This is a genomic window from Streptomyces sp. WAC07094, assembly GCF_036320405.1.
GTDB classification, from domain to species: Bacteria; Actinomycetota; Actinomycetes; order Streptomycetales; family Streptomycetaceae; genus Streptomyces; species Streptomyces lannensis.
Window position 1 is genome coordinate 1233569 of record NZ_JAVMJZ010000001.1, and the last position, 16481, is coordinate 1250049.

The 16481-nt window shown below is 71.0% G+C and carries 18 protein-coding genes; 11 read left to right on the top strand and 7 right to left on the bottom strand.

The genetic code is table 11. The features are described 5' to 3' along the window. Positions 1-119 precede the first annotated feature (119 nt). Both RCR19_RS05545 and RCR19_RS05550 read left to right on the top strand, forming a co-directional pair. A complete protein-coding gene (locus RCR19_RS05545; protein ID WP_331264062.1) occupies positions 120-920 on the top strand; it encodes a VOC family protein in 801 nt (266 codons plus the stop codon). Positions 921-1176: 256 nt separating this feature from the next. After that, the gene (locus tag RCR19_RS05550) at positions 1177-2388 is read left to right on the top strand and encodes a glycoside hydrolase family 64 protein (protein WP_331264063.1); all 1212 of its coding nucleotides are present in this window, start codon (positions 1177-1179) and stop codon (positions 2386-2388) included. Between the two features lie 20 nt (positions 2389-2408). On the opposite strand, the gene RCR19_RS05555 is transcribed toward RCR19_RS05550, so the two are convergent. From RCR19_RS05555 to ligD, 4 genes are all read right to left on the bottom strand, one after another. Beyond that, complete coding sequence (locus RCR19_RS05555) at positions 2409-3455, bottom strand: LacI family DNA-binding transcriptional regulator (protein ID WP_331264064.1); 1047 nt, start codon at positions 3453-3455, stop codon at positions 2409-2411. Between the two features lie 149 nt (positions 3456-3604). Beyond that, on the bottom strand, positions 3605-4219 hold the full coding sequence (locus RCR19_RS05560) for a dihydrofolate reductase family protein (RefSeq protein ID WP_331264065.1): 615 nt from the start codon (positions 4217-4219) through the stop codon (positions 3605-3607). Positions 4220-4534: 315 nt separating this feature from the next. Further along, positions 4535-5476 (bottom strand): multicopper oxidase domain-containing protein, encoded by a 942-nt coding sequence (locus RCR19_RS05565; RefSeq protein ID WP_331264066.1) that lies wholly within the window; start codon positions 5474-5476, stop codon positions 4535-4537. Positions 5477-5645: 169 nt separating this feature from the next. Further along, entirely contained in the window at positions 5646-6788 is a 1143-nt protein-coding gene (gene ligD, locus RCR19_RS05570; RefSeq protein WP_331264067.1) for a non-homologous end-joining DNA ligase, read from the bottom strand. 75 nt (positions 6789-6863) lie between these two features. On the opposite strand from ligD, the gene RCR19_RS05575 reads away from it, so the two are divergent. Together RCR19_RS05575 and RCR19_RS05580 are read left to right on the top strand one after the other, a co-directional pair. After that, positions 6864-7934: an ATP-dependent DNA ligase gene (locus RCR19_RS05575; protein WP_331264068.1), complete on the top strand. Its 1071-nt coding sequence runs from the start codon at positions 6864-6866 to the stop codon at positions 7932-7934. A 171-nt stretch (positions 7935-8105) separates the two neighbouring features. Then, positions 8106-9089 (top strand): DUF3048 domain-containing protein, encoded by a 984-nt coding sequence (locus RCR19_RS05580; RefSeq protein ID WP_331264069.1) that lies wholly within the window; start codon positions 8106-8108, stop codon positions 9087-9089. Between the two features lie 23 nt (positions 9090-9112). Here RCR19_RS05580 and RCR19_RS05585 read toward each other — a convergent pair whose 3' ends face one another. The 3 genes from RCR19_RS05585 to RCR19_RS05595 all read right to left on the bottom strand — a co-directional run bounded on the left by RCR19_RS05585 (position 9113) and on the right by RCR19_RS05595 (position 10869). After that, positions 9113-9475: a hypothetical protein gene (locus RCR19_RS05585; RefSeq protein ID WP_331264070.1), complete on the bottom strand. Its 363-nt coding sequence runs from the start codon at positions 9473-9475 to the stop codon at positions 9113-9115. A gap of 85 nt (positions 9476-9560) precedes the next feature. Beyond that, the gene (locus RCR19_RS05590) at positions 9561-10319 is read right to left on the bottom strand and encodes an IclR family transcriptional regulator (protein WP_331264071.1); all 759 of its coding nucleotides are present in this window, start codon (positions 10317-10319) and stop codon (positions 9561-9563) included. Between the two features lie 82 nt (positions 10320-10401). Beyond that, the gene (locus RCR19_RS05595) at positions 10402-10869 is read right to left on the bottom strand and encodes a MarR family transcriptional regulator (RefSeq protein WP_331264072.1); all 468 of its coding nucleotides are present in this window, start codon (positions 10867-10869) and stop codon (positions 10402-10404) included. Between the two features lie 211 nt (positions 10870-11080). On the opposite strand from RCR19_RS05595, the gene RCR19_RS05600 reads away from it, so the two are divergent. The 7 genes from RCR19_RS05600 to pcaD are packed head-to-tail and all read left to right on the top strand — an operon-like array spanning position 11081 to position 16481. Further along, complete coding sequence (locus RCR19_RS05600) at positions 11081-11863, top strand: CoA transferase subunit A (protein WP_331264073.1); 783 nt, start codon at positions 11081-11083, stop codon at positions 11861-11863. Next, positions 11863-12507 (top strand): CoA transferase subunit B, encoded by a 645-nt coding sequence (locus RCR19_RS05605; RefSeq protein WP_331264074.1) that lies wholly within the window; start codon positions 11863-11865, stop codon positions 12505-12507. The genes RCR19_RS05600 and RCR19_RS05605 overlap by 1 nt, the downstream gene beginning before the upstream one ends. Next, entirely contained in the window at positions 12504-12635 is a 132-nt protein-coding gene (locus RCR19_RS05610) for a hypothetical protein (protein ID WP_331264075.1), read from the top strand. Before RCR19_RS05605 ends, RCR19_RS05610 begins: the two co-directional genes overlap by 4 nt. Positions 12636-12643: 8 nt before the next feature. Further along, entirely contained in the window at positions 12644-13417 is a 774-nt protein-coding gene (gene pcaH, locus RCR19_RS05615; protein WP_331264076.1) for a protocatechuate 3,4-dioxygenase subunit beta, read from the top strand. 6 nt (positions 13418-13423) lie between these two features. Next, complete coding sequence (gene pcaG / locus RCR19_RS05620) at positions 13424-14029, top strand: protocatechuate 3,4-dioxygenase subunit alpha (RefSeq protein ID WP_331264077.1); 606 nt, start codon at positions 13424-13426, stop codon at positions 14027-14029. After that, entirely contained in the window at positions 14026-15357 is a 1332-nt protein-coding gene (pcaB, locus tag RCR19_RS05625) for a 3-carboxy-cis,cis-muconate cycloisomerase (protein ID WP_331264078.1), read from the top strand. The genes pcaG and pcaB overlap by 4 nt, the downstream gene beginning before the upstream one ends. Continuing rightward, positions 15354-16481 carry a 3-oxoadipate enol-lactonase gene (pcaD, locus tag RCR19_RS05630; protein ID WP_331264079.1) on the top strand — a complete coding sequence of 376 codons (1128 nt, stop codon included), beginning with the start codon at positions 15354-15356 and terminating at the stop codon, positions 16479-16481. Before pcaB ends, pcaD begins: the two co-directional genes overlap by 4 nt.

Below are 16481 nucleotides of genomic sequence, written 5' to 3' on the forward strand. Positions count from 1 at the left end.
ACTCACGGCGTGCGTCGGCCCCCCGTGTACGTGGACTTTCGCGCCGTCCCGGCGGCGCACGCCGGTGCGCAGTGCAAGACTCGGCAGTGCAGGCAACGGGAACCTCGAAGGATGCAGTCATGCTCACGACCCGTTTTGTCAACGGCGCCCCGAACTGGCTGGATGTCGGCACCTCCGACATCGATGGGGCCATCTCCTTCTACCGTGATCTCTTCGGCTGGCAGTTCCGGTCGGCGGGACCCGACTCCGGGGGCTACGGCTTCTTCCAACTCACCGGAAGGACCGTCGCCGGCGGTATGCAGACCACCTCCGAACAGGGCGCGCCGTCCTGGACCGTCTACTTCCGGAGCACCGACGCCGAGGCCACCGCCAAGGCCGCCGAGCAGGCGGGCGGCACCGTGCTGCTCCGGCCCATGGACGTGTTGGGCGAGGGCCGCATGGCCATCCTCGCCGACACCGCCGGTGTGCCCTTCGGCGTCTGGCAGCCGGGGCGGACCCAGGGGGTCGACGTGGCCGGGGAGCCGGGCTCACTGTGCTGGATCGAGCTGTTCACACCGGACATCGCCCGCGCCGCCGCGTTCTACCGCAAGGTGCTGGGCTGGGAGACCGAGGGCGTGTCCTTCCCCGGCGGTACGTACACCTGCATCAACCCGGACGGTGGCAGCCCGGAGACGGGGTTCGGCGGACTGGTGCCGCAGGCCGACGATCCCGTGGATCCGGAGTCGGGGGCATATCTGCTGCCGTACTTCGAGGCCACCGACACCGACGCCGTCGCACGCGCGACTCAGGAACGCGGCGGCACCGTCCTGATGCCCCCGACGGATGTGCGGGGAGTGGGCCGCATCGCGCGACTCGCCGATCCGTACGGAGCTCGGTTCGCGGTCATCACGAGCGCGCCGCAGGAGCCCGGCCAGGGCTGACGAAGTCCGGGTCGTCGTCCAGGTGCGCGGTCGGGGGCCCCGCCTCGCGCACCTCTGCCCGTTCGGCATTCGACGCCGTCCTGCCGCCCGCAGCCGGCGGCCCGCAACCGTCGGTTCTTGAAGGCGGACAATTTTCGAGAGCGCTCTCAGTCATAACTCTTGACGCCTCAACCGCCCCTGGGAACAGTGGAGCACCGCAGGGACACGCCCCCCACGGCCGCCCTTTGCACTCCCCCCACACCCCAGGAGACGCCTCGTGATTTCGCGTCGTGTGTTTCTGACCGGAGCCGCCGCCGCCTCGACAGGCATCGGCGCACTCGCCTCCGGCATCGCCCAAGCGGCCCCCGCGACCTGCCAACTCGCCCTGTGCAACGCCTCGTTACCGGGCACGGTGCGGGCGTACGTCACCGGGCACGAGCAGTCGACCGGCGCCTGGATGCTGCTGCGCGCCGACGGCAGCGTCTACCGGCCGACCTCCCCGTCCGCCCCGCAGACCCCGCTGCCCGTCGACTGCTCCATCCCGCTCGGACCGGCGGGTTCCCCGGCCACGGTACTGACACTTCCTCAGATGTACGGCGCCCGGATCTACTTCGTGCGCGACGACACCCTCGCCTTCTTCCTCAATCCGGGCCCCGCCCTGGTCGAGCCGGCCTTCGCGACACCCGCCGACGCCAACTACGGCAAGACCTGGTCGTTCTGCGAGTTCACCTTCAACTCCGCCCAGCTGTACGCGAACATCAGCTATGTCGACCTGGTGACCGCGCTCCCGATCGGACTCACCCTGGAAGGCGACGCCACGCACACCGTCGCTCCCCTGCCCGACGGCGCGGTGGGCGGGATCGCCGCGGACCTCACGGCGCAGGCAGCGCGGGACGGACAGCCGTGGGACCGGCTCGTGGTCCGTGGCACCGGCGGAGAGGTCCTGCGCGTCATCTCGCCGCAGAACCTCATGGCGCCCTACTTCGACCAGCCCGACAGGATGCCGTTCCGCGACCTGTGGAGCTCCTACATCGACGAGGTCTGGCAGAAGTACCGTGCGGCCGACCTCAGGATCGACCTGCAGGGCGGACGCGGTGTGTTCACCGGCAGGGTCAGCGGTGACACGCTCACCTTCACCGGGGGGCACACCTTCGCCAAGCCCAGCTCGAAGGACGTCTTCACCTGCAACCACGGCCCGTTCGCCAACAACCCGGGGGACCCCGACGACAAGAAGGGCCTCCTCGCCCGACTGGCCGCGGGTTTCAACCGCTCACTGATGCTCACCCACCCCGACCAGCCGAACGGTGCCGACAGCGCCGACTACTACCAGGGCGGGGTGACCAACCACTGGGCGCGGGTGGTGCACGCCAACTCACCGATCGGCTACGCGTTCCCCTACGACGACGTCCGCCCGGACGGTCAGCCGGACGTGTCGGGCGCCGCGAACGACGGGAACCCCCGGCGCTTCACGGTGACCGTCGGCTCCTGACCGACACACCGACCGGTGGTTCAGGCGGACGCCCGCCGCACCAGCGTCGTCGGCAGCACGACTCCGGACGGCCCGTCGTCCGCACCCGGCCCGTCGTCCAGGGACGTACCCCGACGGTCGAGGGCGCGCAACAGCAGCCGGGCCATCAACCGGCCCATTTCCTCGATGTCCTGACGGATCGACGTCAGGGGCGGGTCAGTCTGCTCGGCGACCGGAAGCATGTCGTCGAAGCCGACGACGGCGACGTCCTCGGGCACCCGGCGTCCCTGCGCACGCAGTACGCGCAGGGCGCCGGAGGCGGCCAGGTCGTTGGCGGCGAAGACGGCGTCGAGATCCGGGCAGCGCTCCAGCAGCAGCCGCATGGCGCGTTCGCCGCCGGCCGGGGTGAAGTCCCCTTCGGCGATCAGACGCGGATCGGCGTCGACCATGACGTCCCGGAAGCCGTCGAGCCGGTCCACGGCGGAGGTCTGGTCCAGAGCTCCCGTGATGTGCCCGACTCGGCGGCGGCCGAGTCCCACGAGATGCCGCACGGCCTCGCGGGCCCCGCCCCGGTTGTCGCTGTCCACGTACACACTGCGGTTGCCCTCGCCCCAGTCGGGCCGCCCGCCGAACACCGTCGGCACCCCGGCGCGCTGCACCAGCTCCGGCAGGGGGTCGTCCAGGTGCAGCGAGAAGACAAGGGCGCCGTCGACATGACCGCCCGCGAGATAGCGGCCGACCCTTGCGTGGTCGGCGCGGCCCTCCGTGAGCAGCAGCACCAACTGGGAGTCGTGCGCGGTCAGTTCCTTGCTGATCCCGCGCAGCTGCAGGGCGAAGAACGGGTCCGCGAAGACCCGGGTCTCCGGTTCGGCGATCACCACGGCGACCGCGTCGTGCCGTTTGGTCACCAGGCTGCGGGCCGCCTGGTTCGGCACATAACCGAGTTCCTCGACGGCGCGGAGCACCCGCTCGACGAGCGGCTCGCGCACCCCCTCACCACCGTTCACGACCCGGGACACGGTGGCCCGCGAGACACCGGCCCGCGCGGCCACGGCCTCGAGCGTGGGGCGGGGCGCGGTCTCGGTCACTGCGGGACTCCTCCTCGGCGGCTGCCGATCAGGATAGCCCGCAAGGCCCATGGCGCTGAGAGCGCTTTCCCGCACGGGCATCCGATCACGCCTCCGCCGTCGCACGCCGGTGGGTGACGGGGGCGGCAGCGCCCGCGGAGCAGACGACTTCAGCCGATCGACACCGGGTGGTAGCGCAGGTTCACCGCCGCGGTGCGGTCCTCGCCGTTGAGCAGTTCGAGCCGGACCGGGACGCCGCCGGGGTTGTCGAACAGCCGGATCCCCTCGCCGAGCAGTACCGGCACGATGTGCAGGTCGACCTCGTCGATCAGCCCGCGCTCGAGAAGCTGACGGCCGATCGTGGGCGAGAAGACCTCGAGGTTCTTCCCGCCGGCGGCCTCCAGCCCGATCCGGACCGCCTCCGCCACATCGCAGTTCAGGAACGTCACACCGTCGGCGGGCCGCGCGTCCTCGGGATGGTGCGTCAGGACGAAGAGCGGCCCCTGCCACGCGCCGCCGTAGACGGCGGCGGCGTCGGGGCGGGCGTCCCAGCCGTTCCGGCCGCCGAGGACGGCGCCGGTCGTCCCGGTGTACTCCTCGACGAGACCGGGCCGGACGGAGAAGCCCGTCATCCAGTCCATCGAGTGATTCGGCCCCGCCACGAACCCGTCCAGCGACATGGTGAAATGCCACAGCACCTTCGCCCCGGCGGTCTGCCGTTCCGTGTCCGCCGGCGCCCGGCGCACCGCAGGGCCGGTGCGCCGCGGGGTCCTCGATGCGTCCATGGTCGATCCTCTCGTCGGGCCTCCCCCCTCGCCTCGTAGACCCGGCTTCTCCTCGAAACTCATCGCGTCCGGCACGGCTCGGAGGCGTCACACGATCGGGCCGGACGGACCTGAGGATGCCCGGACTCGGGACCGGTGAGGATTCGCCGACACAACGGGCCTTCTCGAGCGCCTGCCTGCCGTGGCGGGGCGCACGGCGGAGCGGAAACCGCACCCTTGCCGCCGCCTCGCTCCCTGACTCGCCCGCCCTGGACCGGGCCGACGGGGAGCGCCGCCGGACATGCCCGCGGCCCGACCCGGTCCGAACGACAGACGCTAGTGCTCGTGCGCCACGTACGTGGGAATCGTCCCGTCCGCCCTCTTCACGATGAAGAGACCCACCATCCCGTGGTCGGCGTGGTGTTGCACATGGCAGTGGTACATCCAGGCTCCGGGTCCGACGTGCTCGCCCGCGAGCACCTGGAAGCCGAAGGAGTCCCCGGGACCCACGATCCTGTTGTCGATGATCTGGCTCGGGTCGTCGGGCCCGGTGAGCAGCCCCGTACGGTTGTGGGCCCAGCGATGACCGTGCAGATGGAACGTGTGGTACAGGTCGCCGTGCGTGATCATCACGAACTCGACCCTCTCCCCGACGATCGCCGGCAGGTCGGGGCCCTCGTGCTTCTGCTGGTTGATCATCGTCTCGTTGAAGACGATCGTGAAGGTCTTGTCGGGGAGCAGATCGCCCACGCGGCGCACGATCACCGGCCCGTACAGGCCCTTGTGGATGCCGCCCGTGCCGTGTTCGGTGCCCACGACATGGTCGTGGTAGTGCCAGTAGCCCGCGCTGCCCTCACGCCAGGTCCCGTCCTCGCGGCGTCCGGGGGTGTGCGTGCGCCAGGTGTAGACGCGTCTGCCGCCCGGCGCCACACTGCTCCGGGACGTCTTCGTGCCGTCGTCGGTGATCGCGTAGTCGAGTCCGTGCACATGGAGACTGGCGGCGACGTCCATGGTGTTCACGAACTCGATGTGCAGCGTGTCGCCTTCGTTGATCTCGATCAACGGGCCGGGGACGGTCGCCTTGCCCCGGGCGAAGCCGTAGCCCATCCGCCCGTCTCTCAGCTTCTCGGCGTACATCGTGATGCGTCTGACCTGGCCGCCTGCGGGCGCGGTTCGCAGACGCTTGTCGACACCGACGGACTCCGGCCCCAGTGTCATCGATGTCGCGACGGCCGTACCGCCCAGCAGCATACTGCGGTGGAAGCTGCGTCTGTCCATGGCGGGTTCCCCCATCCTGTACGGGAATTCACGGAGACAGGCCGCCGGAAAGAAAAAGCGACAGTAGCGGCACAGCGTGATTTTATGCTCACGACTGGCCAAATTCGTAGTATTTCGGTCATACCTCTGGCCGAGTCGTGGCGAGTCCCGTTGCGGAGCCGTCCGCCGCTCAGGGGGAGGCGGAGCCCTCGGGAGGCGCCTCGTCCCCCGGTCCGTCGGTCCCGCCCGGGCCGGCCGGCGCGTCGGACTTCCCGGGCTGCTTCCCCGGTCTTCCGCCCTTGCCCTCGGTGCTCGCCGGCTTTCCCTCCCGCCGCGCGCGGCTCGGCTGCACCCGTTTGGGCTCGCCCGGCATCTTCGGATACTCGGGCGGATAGGGCAGGTCGCCCAGGCCGTGGTCGTGCTCGTCACGGCGGGCGAGTTCCAGGAGCGCCTCGAGGGAGTAGGCGTGGTCGTCCATGTCGGCGTGGACGTCACCGAGTTCGGCGAACCGCCGGGGCATGGTCTCCAGGTCGAAGTCGCGGGGCGCCACGTCGTCGACCTCCTCCCAGCGCAGCGGCGCGGACACCGGGGCGCCGGGTCTCGGTCGTACGGAGTAGGCCGAGGCGATGGTGCGGTCGCGGGCGGTCTGGTTGTAGTCGACGAAGATCCTCTCGCCCCGCTCCTCCTTCCACCAGGCGATGGTCACGCGCTCCGGCATCCGCCGTTCGAGCTCGCGCCCGACGGCGATGGCTGCGCGGCGCACCTGGGCGAAGGTCCAGCGCGGTTCGATGGGCACGAACACATGCAGCCCCCGGCCGCCGGAGGTCTTGGGCCAGCCCCGCAGCCCGCCGAACTCGTCCAGGACGGCACGCAGTTCGTGGGCGGCCCGCACCGCGTCCGTGAAGTCGGTGCCGGGCTGCGGGTCGAGGTCGATGCGCAGTTCGTCGGGGTGGTCGACGTCGCCGCGGCGCACCGGCCACGGGTGGAAGGTCAGCGTCCCGTACTGCGCGGCCCAGACGACGGCGGCCGCCTCGGTGGGGCACATCTCGTCGGCCGAGCGGCCGCTGGGAAAGGTGATGTGGGCGGTGGGGATCCAGTCGGGCATGTTCTTGGGCGCCCTCTTCTGGAAGAAGGACTCGCCCGACACGCCGTCCGGGTAGCGCTCGAGTGTGGTGGGCCGGTTGCGCAGGGCCCGCAGGATGCCCGGACCCACGGCCATGTAGTACTGCGCGAGGTCGAGCTTGGTGAAGCCGCGTTCCGGGAAGAAGACCTTGTCCGGGCTGGACAGCCGTACCGTCCTGCCTGCCACCTCCAACTCCACCGCATTGCCCATGCGTGCCACGGTAGGCCCGGGGACCGGCCCCCGCACACCGGGCGAACCGCATCACATGGCAGGAGAATCGAAGACATGGATCTGCCGGTGATGCCGCCCGTGAAGCCGATGCTCGCAAAGTCCGTGGCCGTGATTCCGCCGGACATGCAGTACGAGGCGAAGTGGGACGGGTTCCGGGCGATCGTCTTCCGCGACGGCGCCGAGGTCGAACTGGGCAGCCGCACGGGAAAGCCTCTGACCAGGTACTTTCCCGAACTGGTCGAGGCACTGCGGGAGCGGCTGCCCCAGCGGTGCGTACTGGACGGCGAGATCGTGATCGCCCGGGAGGGGCATCTCGACTTCGACGCGCTGACGGAGCGGATCCATCCGGCCGACTCCCGGGTGCGGATGCTCGCGCAGAAGACCCCGGCCTCGTTCGTGGCGTTCGATCTGCTGGCGCTGGACGACTCCTCCCTGCTCGAGGTTCCGCTGAGCGACCGGCGCGCCCTGCTGGAGAGGGCGATGTCCGGGGTGACGCCGCCCGTGCACCTGGCGCCGGCGACGACGGACCGGGCCGTGGCGGAGCAGTGGTTCCGGCAGTACGAGGGCGCGGGCCTGGACGGAGTGATCGCCAAGCCCCTCACACTTCCCTACCGGCCGGACGAACGTGTGATGTTCAAGGTCAAGCACGAGCGCACCGCGGACGTCGTGGTGGCCGGGTACCGCTTCCACAAGAGCGGTCCGGTCGTGGGCTCGCTGCTGCTCGGGCTGTACGACGACCGGGGCGCCCTCCAGCACGTGGGGGTGGCCGCCGCGTTCGCGATGAAGCGGCGCGCCGAGCTGGTGCAGGAGCTGGAGCCGTTGCGGATGGACGAGGCGGCTGGGCATCCGTGGGCCGCGTGGTCGGACGAGGCGGCGCACGAGACGGCGAGGCTGCCCGGCGCGCCGAGCCGCTGGTCGGGCAAGAAGGACCTGTCCTGGGTGCCGCTGCGCCCCGAACGGGTGGCCGAGGTGGCCTACGACCACATGGAGAACGGGGCGCGCTTCCGGCACACCGCGCGCTTCCGCCGCTGGCGCCCGGACCGCACCCCCGAGAGCTGCACATACGCGCAGTTGGAGGAGCCGGTGCGCTACGACCTCGCGGAGATCCTCGGCACCACGGACTGACCCGCACCGACGCCGAGCGTGCCAACGCTCCCCACCTTCCCCCTCCTCAAAACGATCGCCCCCACAAGGCACGCGAACGGAAGAGAACGGGTATGGGCATCGATGAACTTATAAGTGCACAATCGATGGCACAGGCGTGATGGAACGGTGGGCATGGGACAGATTGCGCGAATGCGGCGGACTGCGGCGACGGCGGTGCTTCTGACCGTCGCCCTGACGGGCTCCCTGCTGGCGGGCTGCACATCGCAGGCCGACAGGTCCGACGCCCGGGGCGGGCGGTCGGTGCGGCCCCCGCAGAGCAGCACCAAGGCCCCCGCCACCCCGACCACATCCGCCGCACCTGCCGGCCCGCTGCTCGCCGTGAAGATCGACAATGTGTCGGCGGCCCGCCCCCAGACGGGCCTGGACCAGGCGGACATCGTCTACGCGGAGCAGGTCGAGGGCGGTCTGAGCCGGCTGATGGCGGTGTTCGCCACCAGGCTGCCGCCCGTGGTGGGACCGGTGCGCAGTGCCCGCGAGTCGGATCTGGAACTGCTGCGCCAGTTCCACGATCCGACGCTCGCGTTCTCCGGCGCCCAGCACAAACTGCTGCCCCTCATCAACAAGGCGCCGCTCACCCCTGTGCCGCCCGAGAAGAACTCGGGCGCCTACTTCCGCGGCGGCGGCAAGGTCGCGCCGCACAACCTCTTTCTGCGGCCTCGGCGGCTGCTCCGGTCCGCTCCCGGAGCAGCGGCGCTGACGACCGGGTTCCGGTTCGGTTCCGCGCCGTCGGGCGGTACTCCCGAGAACACACGCACGGTCCGCTTCCCCTCGGCCCGCTTCACGTTCAACTGGTCCGCACAACGGCACCGCTGGCTCGTGTCGATGGACGGCACGCCGACCGTGACGTCGGACGGTACGCGGGTGGCCCCGGCCACGGTGGTGGTGCAGTACGTGCGGGTGCGCGCCTCACGCTTCCACGACGTCCTCGGCAACAACTCGCCCTACTCGGAGAGCGTGGGTTCCGGCAAGGCCCAAGTGCTGCGCGACGGAAAGGCGTTCGACGCCCGCTGGCAGCGGTCGTCCGCGACGGGCGGCACCCGGTTCACGACGGCCGACGGCGCACCGTTGAACTTCGCGAAGGGGCAGGTGTGGGTCGTGCTCGCGAAGGCCTGACCCGGCCGCACCAGGCGGGCGCCCTACGCCCGGCGGCCGAGCCGTCGCTCGATCGCGGCGGCCGCGTCCTCGCGTGCGGGAGCCAGCGCCCGGCGGCCCTCCTCGACGGACTCGAATCCCAGGGCCGCCGCGATCGCCTCCCAGGCGACGCCTCCTTCGAGCAATGCCTCCACGGCGGCACCGACGGCGACCACCGTCGCCCGGCGGGCCCGGTCCAGTTCGGTGAGCGTGCGGAGCAGTTCCGGTGCCGTCGCGGCCCCCGCGAGTCCGCTCTGCGCCGCGTGCCGCGCCTGGTCGGCGGTGACCCACCAGTCGGCGGAGGTGCGCGAGGTTCGGGTGACGACGGTGCGGTCCACGGTGGTGCCGCCTTCCTTACGGGTACGCATACAGGGCGCTGCGGACAAGTGGAGTCTAATCCGACGTTCCGCACTACGGCGCGTCCGGTCCGCTGAACGGACCACCTCCGCGGGCTCACCCCTCGAACGGCAGCCCCACCAGTGACAGCTCACGCGCCGCCGCCCGGAGTCCGTCCGCGAAGCGCCGTACACGCTCGTCGGTGAAACGGGTGCTGGGGCCCCCGAAGGAAAGAGCCGCGGCCGGCGCCCCGTCGCGGCCGCGCACCGGCACGGCCACCGCCGAGAGGCCCTCTTCGTACTCGCCGTGGCTCGTGGCGTAGCCGAGGGCCCGTGCCTCCTCGATCCGGGCGCGCAGCGTCTCCAGGTGGGCCGCCCCGTACGGTGAGGTCCCCGCGACGCGGCACAGCAGGGCCTCCGGCGCGTCCAGCAGCAGCGCCCTGGAGACGCCGCCCGCCCACAGCGGCAGTTCGTCCCCGATCCGGACGACCTGGCGCAGCGACTGCGGCCCCTCCTCCTGGGCGATGCAGATGCGGCGGATGTCGCGGCGCACGTGCAGGTGCACCGTCTCGCCGTGCTCCGTGGCCAGCTCCCGCAGGATCACCCCGGCCGCGGGCGGCAGCCGCCAGGCCTGCTCGGCCAGCCGCGACCAGCGCAGCAGAGCGGGGCCCGCCAGATGGCGGCCGTGTTCGTCGAGCCAGAGCAGCCCGTTGAGCCGAAGCGTCCCCAGCAGGCGCAGCACGGTGGTCTTGGGCAGCCCCGACTCGGTGGCGATCTCACGGATCGACAGGGCGGGACGGCCTTCGTCGAAGAGCTGGAGGATGTCGATCGCCCGCTGCACGGTTCTCATCCCGACGCGTTCCGACTCGACCGCCATCGCTGATCCTCTCGATCCGGGAACCGCGCCACGGCCCGGCTGGACCCCCTTGCACCTGCACGGTACTGCCCGGCGGACTTCGTCAGGCGTCCGCCGCGGTGAGAGGTGTCGCCGGGTTGCGCAGCCCCTCGGCGGCCTCCGAGACGCGCCGGATGAGATCGAAGAACACGGACTGCTCGTCGGCGGAGAGAGGGGCGAGGAATACCTGGTTCATCCGTGCCGTGCGCACGATCAGCCTGCGGTGCGCGCGCACCCCCTCGTCCGTGAGCCGCAACAGGAAACGACGGCCGTCCTGCGGGTCGCGGACCTTGCCCAAAAGGTCCCGGCGGCTCAGCCGGCTGATCACCTCGGCGACGGTCGACCGGTCCAGACCCACGCGCTCCCCCACGGTGCGCTGATCGAGGCCGGGCTCGGCGACGAGCGCGTTGAGGACCGCGAACTGCGGCGAGGTGATCTCCTCGGAGACCATCGTGTTCCACAGCAGGTAGTGCGCCTGCTGCAACCGCCGGGCCAGGTGCCCCGGATGGGTGGAGAGATCCACCGCGGCCATGTGCGCTCCCCTGGTCGTTTTGATTCGTGTACTGAACGATAGCCGGTGATTCGACGGCCGTCCCACCTCGAAGTACCCCAATACCTTGTGTCCCATCAAGGGCCTTGACGCCTCTCCGCCGACGGTGGCAGCGTGAGAACCATCTCGCAGAAATGCTCCGTGTGCTGATTAATTACGGGTCGGAACGCCAGGAAGAGATGAGGCTTCGCGGATGGACAAGGTGGTCGCCACGGCCTTGGAGGCGGTGGCCGATGTGCCGGACGGTGCGTCGCTGGCGGTCGGCGGGTTCGGGTTGAGCGGCGTTCCGAACGTGCTGATCCAGGCACTGTTCGAGCGCGGGATCGGCGGCCTGTCGGTCGTCTCCAACAACTGCGGCGCCATGGACTCCGGCCTCGCGGTCCTGCTGGCCGCCGGACGGATCGCACGGGTCACCGGTTCCTACATCGGCGCGAACAAGGAGTTCGCACGCCAGTACCTCGCCGGGGAACTGGAGGTGGAACTGATCCCGCAGGGCACCCTCGCCGAACGCATGCGGGCCGGCGGAGCGGGCATCCCCGCCTTCTACACCCCCGCAGGCGTGGGCACACAGGTCGCGGACGGCGGACTGCCCTGGCGCTACGACGGCCACGGCGGCATCGCCCTGGCCTCACCCCCCAAGGAAGTACGCGCCTTCGACGACGTCGAGTACGTCCTCGAACACGGAATCCGCACGGACTACGCACTGGTACGGGCAGCACGCGGCGACCGCCACGGAAACCTCGTCTTCAACAAATCCGCCCGCAACTTCAACCCGCTTGCCGCCATGGCGGGACGCGTGACTGTCGCTGAAGTGGAGGAGCTGGTGGAGCCGGGCGCGATCGATCCGGACGCGGTCCATCTGCCGGGCATCTTCGTCCAGCGCGTGGTGGCCCTCACCCCCGATCAGGCAGCGGACAAGAAGATCGAGCAGCGCACCCTGACCGTGCCTGCCGCAGGAAAGTCGGTGAACGGCTGATGGCCTGGACACGCGAGGAGATGGCCGCCCGGGCCGCACAGGAACTCCAGGACGGCCAGTACGTCAACCTCGGCATCGGACTGCCCACCCTGATCCCCAACCACCTCCCCCCAGGAGTGGAGGTGGTCCTGGAATCGGAGAACGGCATCCTGGGCACCGGCCCCTACCCCACCGAGGACCAGATCGACCCCGACCTCATCAACGCCGGGAAGGAGACCGTCACCGTCCTGCCCGGCGCCTCCTACTTCGACTCGGCCCTGTCCTTCGGCATGATCCGCGGCGGCCACATCGACGTCGCCGTCCTGGGCGCCATGCAGGTCTCCGCCCACGGAGACCTGGCCAACTGGGCCATACCCGGAAAACTCGTCACCGGAATCGGCGGAGCGATGGACCTCGTCCACGGAGCCCGCACCGTCATCGTCGTCATGACCCACACCGCCAAGGACGGCACACCGAAGATCCTCGACCAGTGCTCCCTGCCCCTGACCGGCAAACGGTGCGTGAACCGCATCATCACCGACCTCGCCGTCCTCGACATCACCCCCGACGGACTCCTCCTCACCGAAACCGCACCCGGCGTAGGCATCGACGAGATCAACGCCAAGACCGGCGCCGAAGTGGCTGTGGCGAAGGAACGCGCGTGAAGGGCGACGGCGACACCACCGGCAGGCGCAGGCGCACCGCCGCCCGCCGGTCCGCCCGCCGCGACGACGACATCGCCTCCCCGTGCATCGGTGTGGTCCGGGGCCGCACCCCCGCCCCCGAACGCTAGGACCCCGCATGGCTCTCACTCAGCACGACATCGACGTCGAGATCGCGGCCGAACACGCCGCCTACGAGAAGCGGGTGGCCGAGGGCGCGCCCGTCGAGCACCATCCGCGCCGCGACTACGCCCCGTACCGCTCCTCCGTGCTGCGCCACCCCCGGCAGCAGCCGATCACGATCGACGTCGGCCAGGACCCCGAGATGGTGGAGCTGTCCTCCCCGGCCTTCGGCGAGCGCGACATCACCGAGATCGACAACGACCTCACCCGGCATCACCGCGGCGAGCCCCTGGGCGAGCGGATCACCGTCTCCGGGCGGCTGCTCGACCGCGCCGGACACCCGGTTCGCGGCCAGCTCGTCGAGATCTGGCAGGCCAACTCCGCAGGCCGCTATGCGCACCGGCGCGAGCAGCACGACGCCCCGCTGGACCCCAACTTCACCGGCGTGGGTCGTACGCTCACCGACGACAGCGGCTTCTACCGCTTCACCACCATCCAGCCCGGGCCCTACCCCTGGCGCAACCATGTGAACGCCTGGCGCCCGGCGCACATCCACTTCTCGCTCTTCGGGAGCGCCTTCGCCCAGCGGCTCGTGACGCAGATGTACTTCCCGAACGACCCGCTCTTCCCGTACGACCCGATCCTGCAGTCCGTGACCGACGACGCCGCCCGGCAGCGGCTGATCGCGACATACGACCACAGCCTCTCGGTGCCGGAGTTCTCACTCGGTTACCACTGGGACATCGTGCTCGACGGCCCGAACGCCACCTGGATCGAGGAAGGACGCTGACCTGCCATGACGAAGATCGACACAAGCAGTCCGGAGAACGTGCTGCCCACCCCCTCGCACACGGTCGGCCCCTTCTACGGATATGCGCTGCCGTTCCCCGGCGGCGGTGAGATCGCCCCGCCCGGCCGGCCCGACACCATCACGATCCAGGGATACGTCCTCGACGGCGAGGGCAGCCCACTGCCGGACGCCCTGGTGGAACTGTGGGGGCCCGATCCCGAGGGCAGGCTCCCCACCGTCGACGGCTCGATGCGGCGCGATGCGGCGACCGGTGGCCATCTGGGCCGCAACGGCGTGGAGTTCACCGGCTGGGGCCGGATCCAGACCGATGCGAACGGCCATTGGTACGCCCGTACGCTGCGCCCCGGCGCACGCGGTCGCTGCGCCCCCTACATCAGTGTGTGCGTGTTCGCGCGCGGCCTGCTCACACACCTGTTCACCCGGATCCACCTGCCGGACGACGAGGCGGCGCTCGCCGCGGACCCCCTGCTGTCCCGGCTCGACGGCAAGCGCCGCGACACGCTGATCGCTGTGGCCGAGGGCAACGGCACGTACCGTTTCGACATCCGCCTTCAAGGCGAAGGCGAGACGGTCTTCCTGGAGTTCCAGTGACATCCGACCCCTCCGATACCGGCCTGCTCGCCCCCGGGTGGGTCGGCGCCCCCGCCGCGGACACGACGAGCGACTCCGCCTGGCTGCGGGCCATGCTCGACGCGGAGGTCGCGCTGACCAGGACCCTGGCCTCGTTGGGCCTGGCTCCCAGCGCGGCGGCCGCCGCGGTGGCCGAGGCGGCCCGTACGAACCGTTTCGACGTGCGCTCCATCGCCCGGCGCGCCCGGGCCGGTGGGAACCCGGTCATCCCCCTGGTCGCGGATCTGACCGAGGCGGTGGGCGCGGAGCACGGGCCGTACGTGCACCGGGGAGCGACCAGCCAGGACATCCTGGACACGGCGACGATGCTGGTCGCCGTGCGCACGCTCGACCCGGTCCTGGCCGATCTCGAGCGCATCCAGACGGCGCTGGCCCGCCTCGCCGCGCGCCACCGGGACACGGTCATGCCCGGGCGCACGCTCACCCAGCACGCCGTGCCGACGACGTTCGGCCTGAAGGCGGCGGGCTGGCGGTCGCTGGTGCTGGACGCCCGGGACCGCGTGCGCACCGTCCGGGACGGTCTGCCCGCCCAACTCGGCGGTGCGGCCGGCACCCTGGCCGCGTTCACCGCGTACGGCGCGGACGACCCACGGGCGCTCACGGCCGCGTACGCACAAGAACTCCGGCTCGCCGACCCGGTACTGCCCTGGCACAGTCTGCGTACTCCGATCGCCGATCTCGCGGGCGGACTCGCCTTCACGGCCGGGGCTCTCGGCAAGCTCGCCGCGGACGTCCTGACCCTCGGCCGCACCGAGATCGCCGAGGTGGGCGAGGCCGCGGGCGGCGGATCCTCCGCGATGCCGCACAAGGCGAACCCCGTGCGGGCGACGCTGATCACGGCCGCGGCCCGACGGGCGCCGCAACTGGCCGCAACGCTGTACGGATCGCTGGCCGCCGAGGACGAACGTCCCGCCGGGGCCTGGCACGCCGAGTGGGAGCCGCTGCGCGATCTGCTGCGGCTGGTCGGCGGCGCCGCCCGCGACGGGGCCGAACTGGCCGATGGTCTGCAGGTGGACGAGGAGTCCATGCGCCTGCATCTGTTTCTCACCCACGGGTTGATCGTCTCGGAACGGCTGGCGGCCGAGCTGACCCCGCTGCTGGGCCGCGCCCGTGCCAGGGAGCTGCTCGACGAGGTCGCCCGGCGCACCCGGACGGAAAGCCGAAGCCTCGCCGAACTGCTGTCCGAGGAAGCCGAGTTGAAGGACATCGACCTCGCGGGTCCCACGGACCCGGCCCAGTACACCGGCTCCGCCGGATCCCTCACCGACCGTGCACTGGAGCGTTCGTGACCGACATGCTGCCGCACCACCGTGCCGAGGGCGCCCCCTCCGCTCCCCCGCTGTTCCTCGGTTCGTCGCTCGGCACCTCCTACGCCCTGTGGGACAGGGTCGCGCCCGAACTGTCCGCCGACCACCGGGTGATCCGCTGGGATCTGCCCGGCCACGGCGGTTCGGCGCCGGGCCTCATCGGTCCCGGAGCGACGGTCGCCGATCTCGCGGGGCTGGTGCTGGCGCTGGCGGACGCCCTGGACGTGGAGCGCTTCGCCTACGCCGGAGTGTCACTGGGGGGTGCGGTGGGACTGCATCTGGCCGTGCACCACCCCGAACGGATCTCCTCGCTGGCCGTCCTCTGTTCGTCCGCGCACTTCAACGGCGCGCGGCCGTGGGAGGAGCGGGCCGCCCTGGTGCGCAGGGAGGGCCTGGCCCCCGTCGCGGCGACCGCCGAAGCCCGCTGGTTCACGGACGGGTTCACCGTGCCGCGGCTCGTGCAGGACCACCACGACGCCGACCCGGCCGCATATGCCGCCTGCTGTGACGCACTGGCCGCCTTCGACATCCGTGACGGGCTGGCGTCGATCACCGCGCCGACGCTGCTGGTCGCGGGCCGGAAGGACCCAGCGACTCCACCGGCCCATCTCCGGGAGATCGCGGACGCGGTGCCCGGCGCCGTGCTCGTCGAGATTCCCGGAGCCTCGCACCTGGCGCCCGCGCAGTGCCCGAAGGCCGTCCTGACGGCGCTGCGTGCGCACTTCTCGGGAGCCTCCGGATACGGCATGCAGGTGCGCCGTGAGGTCCTCGGCGACGCCCATGTGGACCGGGCGCAGACGCGTCAGACGCCCTTCACCGCCCGGTTCCAGGACTTCATCTCGCGCTACGCCTGGGGCGAGATCTGGACGGACCCCACGCTCTCGCGCCGGGAACGCAGCATGATCACGCTGACCGCGCTCGTCGCCCACGGGCACCTCGACGAGCTGGCCATGCATGTCAAGGCGGCCCGGCGCAACGGGCTGACACCGCAGGAGATCGGCGCGGTACTGCTGCAGACCGCCGTCTACTGTGGCGTTCCGGCCGCGAACTCCGCGTTCGCGGTGGCGCAGCGGGTGCTCGCGGAGGAGGACTCGCCCGAAGGGTGA